Origin of the sequence: Schaedlerella arabinosiphila (genome assembly GCF_003885045.1) — a bacterium.
Lineage (GTDB): Bacteria > Bacillota > Clostridia > Lachnospirales > Lachnospiraceae > Schaedlerella > Schaedlerella arabinosiphila.
Map to the genome: position 1 here is coordinate 1 of NZ_RHJS01000003.1, position 9535 is coordinate 9535.

Annotated in this window: 8 protein-coding genes; 1 reads left to right on the forward strand and 7 read right to left on the reverse strand. The window is 46.5% G+C overall.

Translation table 11 applies throughout. The features are described from left to right. Positions 1-952 precede the first annotated feature (952 nt). From EBB54_RS29800 to EBB54_RS30315, 7 genes are all read right to left on the reverse strand, one after another. Positions 953-1294 (reverse strand): sortase, encoded by a 342-nt coding sequence (locus EBB54_RS29800; RefSeq protein WP_125131149.1) that lies wholly within the window; start codon positions 1292-1294, stop codon positions 953-955. After that, a complete protein-coding gene (locus EBB54_RS29805; protein WP_125131139.1) occupies positions 1257-1673 on the reverse strand; it encodes a hypothetical protein in 417 nt (138 codons plus the stop codon). Before EBB54_RS29805 ends, EBB54_RS29800 begins: the two co-directional genes overlap by 38 nt. A 218-nt stretch (positions 1674-1891) precedes the next feature. Then, a complete protein-coding gene (locus tag EBB54_RS29810; protein ID WP_125131140.1) occupies positions 1892-2221 on the reverse strand; it encodes an MSCRAMM family protein in 330 nt (109 codons plus the stop codon). Positions 2222-2279: 58 nt separating this feature from the next. Next, a complete protein-coding gene (locus tag EBB54_RS30310) occupies positions 2280-2420 on the reverse strand; it encodes a hypothetical protein (RefSeq protein WP_154677819.1) in 141 nt (46 codons plus the stop codon). Continuing rightward, a complete protein-coding gene (locus tag EBB54_RS29815; protein WP_125131142.1) occupies positions 2374-2742 on the reverse strand; it encodes a prealbumin-like fold domain-containing protein in 369 nt (122 codons plus the stop codon). Before EBB54_RS29815 ends, EBB54_RS30310 begins: the two co-directional genes overlap by 47 nt. Before the next feature lie 189 nt (positions 2743-2931). Next, positions 2932-7572, reverse strand: a complete 4641-nt coding sequence (locus EBB54_RS29820; RefSeq protein WP_125131145.1) for a SpaA isopeptide-forming pilin-related protein — start codon at positions 7570-7572, stop codon at positions 2932-2934. 768 nt (positions 7573-8340) lie between these two features. Further along, positions 8341-8490: a hypothetical protein gene (locus EBB54_RS30315; protein WP_154677820.1), complete on the reverse strand. Its 150-nt coding sequence runs from the start codon at positions 8488-8490 to the stop codon at positions 8341-8343. Positions 8491-8708: 218 nt separating this feature from the next. Between EBB54_RS30315 and EBB54_RS29825 the strand changes: the two genes are divergently transcribed. Continuing rightward, positions 8709-9215 carry a hypothetical protein gene (locus tag EBB54_RS29825; RefSeq protein ID WP_125131147.1) on the forward strand — a complete coding sequence of 169 codons (507 nt, stop codon included), beginning with the start codon at positions 8709-8711 and terminating at the stop codon, positions 9213-9215. Positions 9216-9535 lie beyond the last annotated feature (320 nt).

Genomic DNA, 9535 nt, shown 5'->3' on the forward strand with positions numbered 1-9535 from the left:
GATTTTACTCTTATCAATTTTGTATTCTATCTTCGTTTTTTCTGCAACAATAAACTCAACTATACCCTCCTTTTTTTAATTTCCCTGCAATTATAATTAGGGCGCACACCCATCTCGGGGAATTACACTACATAAACTGCAAATGCAGAAAACAGTAATAAATAAAATACATATTTTTATTCTACTATAGCTGAATTGTCCTGTCAAAATTTACGAATTTTTTCCACCTGTACGGTTGCAATCCGCAGTCACATTTTTATGCAATTTATTGCAATGAAAATGCGACCGCGGATTGCAACCGTACAGGTGGAATTTTTTTTCAATTCTTTAAAACATTATGAAAGATCTATGATTTTAAATCAATGTCTTTGTAAACTTTTTTGTTTCTTTATCTATCCTATTGTTTACATGTTCTTTTCTTACATCATTTGAAAAAGAACTAAAAAAATATGCTGTTTTTTTGACATTTTGATTTTCTGATAGTAAAATTTATCTATACATCTTATTTATTTATAAAGTCTGCATATGTAGAATTTATTGTAAAATTCCCAGGGATGGGTTTGCAAAAATCATGGAATACATCCTTTATGGATGTTTTTTATTTTTAAAAAAGGAGGGTTGCTGTACAATAAGTCAAGATGTGAAATCTTTAAAAGGAGGATTGGTATATTCTAAAAGAAAGGTAAGAACTATATTACGGAATATGTAAAGATATTTTTAAAATTGAATGATTAAAGAGAAATTGGTTGAACGTGATTTGAATGGAATACTGCAAAAAAAGTTACTGTCAAACTTGTTTATCAATGCGTGTCATTTGATTTTTATGGGAAAATTTGATTGAAAAATATTATGTGAACAACTCTGTAGATCCAGAGCTTTTTTAAAGGTAAATTTCAAACAGTTTCTATGTTTACTTTACCTGTAGGTTTTCTGAAAAACCGCCTGCTGCATTTTATTCTAAAAATGCGGGCAGGCGGCTTTTTTCTTTTGAACTATTTTCCCGTATTGATTCTTTACCGGTCTGTATAGACCTCACAATGATCACCCTGTTTTCTGTATATCCGGCAGCAATATTTTTTTCACAGGATACGAAAGTCACTCTGTTTTTCAAAGCTTGGAAATAGGGATTGCTCTCCGAACGGAGTACCCGGTCCACTGCTTCTATCCTGTAATAATACTTCATATTTTCCTGTAAAATGTAGAATGTATCCCCGATATTTAATTCCTCCAGACGGTTAAAGCTATGTCCATATGTATCAGAACAATGTCCATATATGATATAATTTCCGCCCAGGTTTTTGTGTCAGGTCAGCAGTTACAAAGTAGTACCGTGACAGGTTTACTTCATTATCGCCCAAAAGTATTTCCCGGATAACTGCCTTCTTCAGATTGATCTTGTCGATCACAAGGATACAATCCATTTTTCCCTGAAATGCATATTCCCCTACATCGCTGTACAGGTATTCCGTCGGATTTTCCTCTGTCGGTTTTTCCTCCGGATTTCCATTTTCTTTCTGTTCCAAATACGCTTCTATGATCTGATCTTCGTATTTATTTCTTCTTTCCGCTTCATAGTAAGGCTGGCGTAGATCTGATATCCGATTGTCAGAATAACCACCGCACCTGCCAGAAAGAAGCATACGGTAAGACTGTTTTTTGTTTCTATTTTTCATATCCCCTCCGGAAAAATTTCCAGTGATCATCCATCCACTTATCCTTTCGCGAAGATCTTTTCTTTCGATATACCCGCAAATCCGATTCCCAGCACGGTCATTCCCGCGGCCACAAAGATCAGGGCGAGTTTTGCCAGTACTTTCATGAAAGCCGAGCTTCGGTACTTTGGTGTCCGGTATCCTGTGGTTCCTGCAGGTGATCGTAATGTCCTCCCCTTTCATAGAAAATTCGATGTTGTCCGCCAGCTTCTGGTATCCGTCCGGCGCTTTCTTTTCCTGGAATAATACTCCCCATAACCCAGGTCTTTCATATTGATCTCTCCGTTGGAATCTGTGGCATAAGTACCAATCTGTTCTCCGGATGCCATGAAAAGTTCAAATTCCGCTCCGGCCAGTTTTTTATTTTCCTCATTTGCATCGATCTTGACCAGTTTCACATTTGCTTTCATAAGCATATTCAGCGCCGGATTTTCCTTGTTGACCTCAAATACCGTGAGCGGCTCATTTTCCAGGGTCAGCTCAAATCCGTGCTTTTCCTCATCCAGCACATATCTTCCAATGTCTGCAGCTCTTTATAATAGTAATGGCCGGATACCAGGGCTGCCTTCAATGTGGCCTTCCTTCCTTGTTGGTCTTGATGACCCCGATCAGACTGTTCGCAGGCAGGACGCTCTCATTGCGGTAATTCCGGATTTCCTCGTCAGTGTAGATCCCGAAGTAAACACCCTCCAGCGGCTTTTTTTCCATAGCCGAATGTCCCATCCCCGGAGTTAAGCATTTCTCCCACCTTATATACGTTGATCTCCGTATCGATCACGTCATTTTCAATGTCCAGGCTGACATCCACGACTGCGTCTTCCTTGTCTTCTATGAGCACCGCCTCGTATTCCTCGTAGTTCATGGCAAGCCCGGAGGGAGTCTTGGTCTCCTTTAAAATATACTTCCCCAGCGGGAGTTTTTTGGATACGGCTCTCCCCTCTTCCGTTGTGGTGATCACTTCCACCGCTTCTCCGTTTTCATCATAGATCGTAAACTCCACTCCCGGGAGCGGCCGCTTTTCATATTCCATACGGTTGATTTTCCGAAATCAGAATCGTAGGAAGTCGTACCTGTCAGCATATCTCCGACCTTTTCTACAGAAATAGTCCCTGTTTTTTCATATTCATCCACCATCTCAACCTTCTGGATCTCTCCCGTATCCAGGACCGTGAAGGGAACTTCCTCCGCATAAGATAGCCGTCGGGCGCCTGCTCTTCGATCAGGACATAATCCCCCGGCTCCAGGCGGTCGATCCGGTGGGGGCATGCCGTCCGGTAGTCCAGGACGCCGCTTCATTCCCTTCGGAATCCCGGATCGTAAGCTTAGCCCCGATCACATCTTTTCCGCCGATATCTACCTTGCAGATGTCTACTTTCGTAAAATCATTTGTAACCTCCGCAGTGACGGTCAATACCTCTTCCTCCTGGCTGCCGTTTTTCAGATCGAAATCAACCAGCTCTCCGTTCAGGATATAGCCCGGCGCCGCCTGTTCTTCTTTTGCGTAGTAATGCGCAATTGGAAGATCCTTTGCAAAACAGACCAGTCCTTCCTCGTCTGAGACAGCCGTCTCAATCCATGTATCTGCCGGAACGAGGACCGCGCCATCCGCAGACAGAATATCCTCCGCCGCATAAAGCCCGAACAGGGTTCCCGCTACCGGTTCCTTCGTTTCCGCATCCTGCTTCATGATCCGGAGGGATGCCTTTTGCCTCTTGTTGACAAATGTACTGTCATGGTATACTATCTCAGCCTCATCCCCACCGTACTCCAACGTAAACTCCTGTTCCTCTTCGCTCAATATAAAGCCTTCCCCTGCGGCAGTCTCTGATATTTTATACGACCCAAGGGGCAGCCCGGAAAGTTCGGCTTTTCCTTCCTGATCGGTTTTCAATTTAGAAACAAGCTCATCCTTTTTATATAGAAGGATCTGATTTCCGTTTTCATCGCACTGATGATCCGGGCTTTTGATATCTTCTGCTGCGAAAACCGCAAATTCAGCGCCTTCCACGCACTGCTCCTTATAGAAAAATTCCGGTTCTGTTTCATCTTCTTTCAGCACACCCAGAAATTCCCCGAACCTCTGCAGGATGTTTTTGGGACTTTCCCCATAGCCGGACAGCCTTTCGCCTTTTTTCAGGAGACGCAGGGTTCCGGTCTGGCGGTCATTTTCATATTCCAGCTTGATCACGGCAACTCCGGTCTCTCCCTCAATCTCATAGGGCGTGTCAGAATCAATAGTAAATTCCAACGGCCCGCCTTTTACATAGCCCTCCGGTGCCAAAACCTCTTCCAGACGGTACCGCCCTGCTTTCAGCTTTTCCGGCGTCATCAGGTATCCATCATCGGATGTCACAAATTCCGTAAGCTCTTTTGTCTCCGGATAATGTATATACTGTTTTACATACTCCTCTTTCCCAATGTCGTAAATCCGAAAGGCCGCGCCTCCATGCAGGATCGGGCGCTTGCTGGCGCTGTCGATCTTATAAATTTTCAGTTTTGCCCCAAGTTCATAATCCGTAAATATCCTCCACTGCTGCGGCTCTCTGCTGTCCTCATGGATTGTGACAAGAAACGGGTCGATGGGAGAATAATTTTCCGGCACCGTTGATTCTACGACCACATATTCCCCGTAGGCCAGTTCGCCGCTGCACGCATACCCTTTCTCGTCTGTAAAAAATTCCGGCATAGGAACCCCTTCGCTGTCTTCGGAATAATCCAGCGCAGTCGTTTCTTCGGAAAAGTCATATTCCCGGAACTGTTCTGCCAGATAGCGGCCCGAATCATCGGGTTTGATGCTGCCGTCCTTTACCCCTTCCAGAGAACGGATCAGATATACCCTGAATCCGGCTCCCTGCAGCAGGTCAGCTTCTGTCTGTTCCCCGTCCGATCCCGTTTTGATCAACTGGAACGCCTGTTTTTTTACTGTCTCCTTTACAGTCACCTGGCGGCTGACAAGCTTGACGTCCTGGCCTTCATAGGAGGCATCCACCGGGTATTCTGTTTCATCCAGCAGATATCCTGCCGCGGGCTCCAGCTCTTTTACAAAATAGTTTCCCAGGTACAGATCTGTGAAGTCCAGTGTACCTTCCTCACTGATCCGTCCTTTATCAACCAGATCATTCTTCTGGTATAAGGTTCCGGATTTTTGATTGGGGTGTTCGATATTTTCCGCAGCAAACAGCCCATACTCCGCGCCTGCGAGAACGGCATCCCCCTGGCTGAGAAACTGTTCCGTCTCCCTGTCGATCTTTTCGATGTGGATTTCCGCGCGTACTTCCTCATCCTGAAATTCATGTGAAAACTCATATTCATAGGTATTGCCGTCTTTATAAGAATATGTGAACTCAAAACGTTCATCCGAGCCGCAGTATTTTTCCGGCGCCTGTATTTCACGGATATAATACTTGTGATTGATCGGGATGTCGGCGGTAAATACCGCAGCCCCGCCGCTGCCGCTGATTGCGGACTGGATCAGGGTATCCTTTGGAAAGACTGTATTCCCGTCAACCTGGATATCGTCTCCCGCATACAGCCCGAACTCTGCGCCTGAGAGCAGTGCATCGTCATTCCAGGATTTTTTCACAGCCTTTACATTGACCTTGGGCCGTTCATTTCTGTAATCCGCTTCTGCCTGGGCCAGGACCGCTTCCTGCCCGGCATATTCCAGAGTCACCTCTCTTGTCGTTTCCGCATCGGTCTTTCCGATGGTCAGGTCATCCGGTGCTTTCCTCTCGACGACACGGTATGTTCCAAGGTGCAGCTCCTGGGAGACAGCCTCCCCGTTTGCTTCTGTTTCCAGGGTTTCCACAAGCGTATCTTCCGGATAGATCACCGTCTTCTGATCCTGGCTCTTGATATCCTCCGCCGCATAGATAGAATATGTAGTACCGGAAAATGCGGAATCATTATAAATAAATTCCGCCGTCTCGCCTGCTTCTGCAGAGGAGAGCCGTTCCCCTTCTTTGCTGATCCTGATCTTTCCTTTTTGCTCCTTGTTCTTCACAGTGATGTCTGTATTTCCTCCGCGCACCAGCCTGACATTGCAGGTTTCCGTACTGAGACAGTAGCCTGCAGGCGCCGTCAGTTCTTTTAAATATACGGTATCCGGCGCGCCTTCCAGTTCAACAGATGCACTCCCCTTCTCATCTGTGGCAGGCATTGTTTTGATCAGGTCCGTGCATCCCGCGTCTGAGTATACTCCAAAGACTGCGCCGGAAAGATCCGCATTAGTATCCTGGTCCTTTTTCTTTACAGTGATCCTCGACATATCCAGCCATTTTACGGTGAAACGCACGGAGCTTGCACCCTCCTCAATAAAATCGCCGTATCCGATGTCCTGGGTCGTACTTCCGGTACTGAGCACCAATGTCTTCCATTGGGCGCCAAGCTGCCCCTTCATGTTTTTCGTAGTCCATTCACCGGACATATCCTTCGGCGCTGTAAAATAAAACTGGTCCCCGCCATAGATGTTGACCGTCCCTCCGGTCTGTCTGTCCCCGTTGGATGCATTATGATAAGTCACCCTGGTCGGAATGTCCAGGACAATATAATTCCTGTGGTCGCCTCTCAGCTCAAATATATCCGTCCTCTGGGACTCTCCGTCAAGATATGCGGTTTCATGATCCGTATTCAGGCTGAGTGCCGCGACCGGCGGATTCTCCTGCGACAGCAGATAGTCGATATACCCCATTACGCCGGTCGCCTGCAAATCCTCCATCGTACATCCGTGAAATCCTTCGATTCCGGCATATGTATAGCTGGCTGCGATATGTGTAAAAACATATTTTGTATCTGCATCAAACTGGGGCATGAACTGATCCGTCAGATCCCCTGGTCCGCCGTATCCATAGTACAGTACCTTCTGCAGGTTCGCATTAGAGTCGAGAACCTCTGCAACATATCCTGCGTCCGGCGGGGTCCCTTTGGCAGATTCCAGGCAGTACGCGATCTTTCCGTTTACATAGAAATAATCTGTTTCATAGTTTCCCAGGTTCGATGGGTACTTTAGATTTTTCCCCTTCACCAGAGTCACTTCTGCACTGCGCTGCATAGACATCCTGACCGGGACCACGGATACGAACAGGTTCTCCTCCGCATCCAGGGCAACGAGCTCTGTCTCCTCGTCCGAAACCGGCACATCTTCCTCCGGTTCAGGCTCTTTCGTCAGACCGGTATCCTCTTTCCCTTCTTTCCGGCCGGCATCCTGCCCCGGTTCTCCATTCTTGTCCGGAGTCTGATCGTCTGATTCCGGAGCTGTCTGTATTGTATCCTCCTTTGAATCCTGATCTCCCTCTTCCTGGGAGCTTTCCCCCGCATCCTCATCGCTGTCTGCCTCCTCTTCCTGGTTTTTTTTATTTTCCCCGGATTGTGTTTCCGGTTCTTTGCTTTTTATCGTCACCATCCGATGCACCTGATAGGCCAGGTTCTCATCCCTGACCGGGTACACCTCATAAACGGCCTGATATGTCCCCGGCTGGTCCGGCTGAAAATGTTCAAGTGTTTCCTTTACCGCACTTTTAAATACCACTCTGACCTTATCCTCTGAAAATGCGATATCCCTGTAGTCGCTGGAAATATCAAAATCAGCTCCTGTTTCTATTGTGATATCATCGGCGATCACAAATTCCTTCTCCAGTAAGCGGTCCCGCATTTCCGAAAATGTAGGCAGATCGGATGCCCCTTCATCGTACAGCAGGTCATCAGCCGCGGCAGGCTGCCCTTCTTCCTCTGCCTGCGGTGCGGTCTGAACATTCGGCTTTGCCGTCTCAGCAGCAGATGCGGTGATTCCGGGATTCATGATTGCTGAACATCCGATCAGCAACGCGAGCACACCGGATATCACCCTTTGTCTTTTCAACATCGTCTTATCCTCCTAATATCTGTTCCGTTTCCTTCGTCTTGTTTTCACGCGGAGTTCTCTGTCTCCGGCCGCACATCCCTCCTTTCCCGGTACCGCAGGCCGAAAAAAAGACCAAAGACAGAGAGCTTTCTCCTTACCTGTTTCCAGGGATTGTTCGAAAAGCTTTCCGCACTTTGGCCTGCTCATAAAAAATATGGCTACATTATATCTGATGCGCTTTAAAGTTTCAATTCCACCTGGGAGCCGCAGCTTCCTCTTTGCGACAGCCAGGTCTTGAATGTCTGTTTCTTCTATATTATAGGACATCTTTTCGATTTTATCTGTTGAGGTTTCCGGGGTGGTTTGATAGGTTAGTAGTAAAGACAAGATACTTTACGAGGAGGTTTTTCCAATGAAAAACAATTCTGCATCCCCGCCTGTCATCAATATATCCGAAATAAAGACGGAAGCCCGAACGCACAGAGGATTTTCAGCGTCACAAGGTCTGCGTACCGCGCAAAATATCCCGAACAGGTTCCGTTGATGAGGAACTTATTGGCATTTTTGCAGGCAACCATATCATTCCATCGGATGTCAAAAAGGAGATTTAGATATGGATCATGTGGAATTATGTTTCACCATTATCTCACAGTATAAATGCAATTCCATCTGCCAGCTTTGCGCATATTCCCCTTTGTATAAAAATCAGTTCGAAATCCAGGAATCCATTCTGATCGGATATGCGCTTACAAGCTGGAACCATCTGCAAAGTCTGATAAACGCCCGGGGTCACCTGCCGTCATTTCCGTGCAATGATCCCTGTGTCTGAAAAATCCGGCTGTCCTTGTCGTGCCGCTGAACCGTCTGGCTTTTTGAATACCTGGAAAAGGTTCCAAGGTCCCAGAAAGACATGCTGTCCGTCACAGATAAGATCATCACATCTCTGAAGAAAATAATAAGGATAAGCTTTCTGCCGCGGATCTTAAGATTGCCAAAAAATATCTGGATAACTGTTCCACAGTCATTTTCAAGATATAAGGCCAGAGGAAATCCATCGGATTTTAAAAGAATGCTTTCAGTTATCATACCGTGAGGCGGATGGTGTATGCGGTCCGGAACAGGAGGTTCAAAAGGCTGATATTCCATCCTCTGAGAGTATGGCAGATTCCGGGAAAAAGGAAGGGCCAAAAGCGCCTGCCTGGAAGGATTTTGACTGGAAAAAAGACCTGCAGCGGCAAGGGACAGAAACTTACAGCAAGAAGCTCCCGGAAAGGAGCGTTCCGCAACAAGCACACATACAAGTCTTCCGGTTCCGGGAAGGCAACTGCGGCGGCGTTTACGGAAAACTCTTCCATCCCAAAAGGCCTTTCAACACTGCATCAGACCAGGCAGCGCAATCTACTGTACCGGATGGATCGGATTCATCTGCTTCCAAGATATCCGCCGTCACTGCAGAGGATGGAACGAAACCCTCTATTACTGCGGCTGTACCGGACGAAGCGAATACGTCTCTACTGCCGATACAGAAAATAAAAGCCTCCTACACGCAAAACGGCCCAGATAAAACCGAGATTGATGAAACTGAGAATCCCCTGGAGCGAAAGCCAATTTGTGTGGGAATGTCCGGAGGATTTGCTTGTACAAACCGCTTCCATAAATCTTGACTCCGCTGATCCGGCTCAGATCACGTTATTTTTAAATTGTCTCTTAAAGACTCCGCTGCTGCTGTAGAAGCCGTAAATGATCAGCAGAGGGAACTGATTTTAATCTATGCCGGGAAACAATTTTTTTACTATTCCAAAAGCAACCTGACGAATCCTTGACCTGATGCTGCCCTATCTCGGGAAGAGCCGATTTCGAAAGATCCTGTGCTATGAGCCTTACGAACTATACTCCTATTTCCATCAGCAGCGCTGCAGTTCTGTCCAGATATTCAGCCTCAGAACCGCAATGGATTACACCTGCCCGGCCCATTATTGGAACA